The 744-nt window shown below is 58.7% G+C and carries 1 pseudogene; it reads left to right on the top strand.

From position 1 onward, the window contains the following. A pseudogene (locus AACU78_RS15705) lies at positions 1 to 399 on the top strand (hypothetical protein); the annotation flags it as partial. Positions 400 to 744: the final 345 nt, after the last annotated feature.

The raw sequence follows: 744 nt of genomic DNA, 5'->3' as shown, positions 1-744 counted from the left end.
GCCGGGTTACCCACGGATTCAAGCCTGCGTTCGGCCAGCGTGGTTGACGGGGCCTGTCAGATCAAGATCAAAAGCAGAGCACGGCGGCCTAGTAGCCGACCTGAGTGGTTGAAGCAAAAGCAGGGCAGAAGCACAGCAACACATCTCTATCTGATGCACAGAGATCCAAATGTGGGAGCGGGCTTGCTCGCGAATGCGGTGTTTCAGTCAGCTCATGTGTCACTGACCCACCGCCTTCGCGAGCAAGCCCGCTCCCACAAGTTGACCGAGTTCAGCCGCCAGTACCGCAGTGCTTTGCTTTTTTGTGGGAGCTGGCTTGCCTGCGATGCAGGCACCTCGGTCTATCAGGCAAACCCAGTCGATGCCATCGCAGGCAAGCCAGCTCCCACATTCGATTGAGTTCAGCATCCAACATCAGGTCGGCTGTCAGGCCGCCTCGCCTTCGCTTTTGATCTAACCACTCAGGTCGGCTACCAGGCCGCCGTGCTCTGCTTTTGATCTTGATCTGTTTTTGACTTTGATCTTAGGCGCCCCGTTAAACCACGCTGGCCGAACGCAGGCTTGAATCCGTGGGTAACCCGGCAGGACGCCGGGTTAGCCGTGTTGGGCCATGGATAGCCCGTCACGGCGGCCCACGGATTCAAGCCGGAGTGAGGGCACACCGAAGCGTGAGCGAGGTGCCGAGTGGTGGGGCAAGAGCCCTTTGGTTACTTTGGGGCTTTTCCAAAGTGACCCGCCGTAAGG

Source organism: Pseudomonas sp. R9.37 (genome assembly GCF_963878885.1).
Taxonomy (GTDB): Bacteria; Pseudomonadota; Gammaproteobacteria; order Pseudomonadales; family Pseudomonadaceae; genus Aquipseudomonas.
Note: the sequence above shows the minus strand (reverse complement) of the source record. Positions and strands in the feature narration are given on the sequence as shown.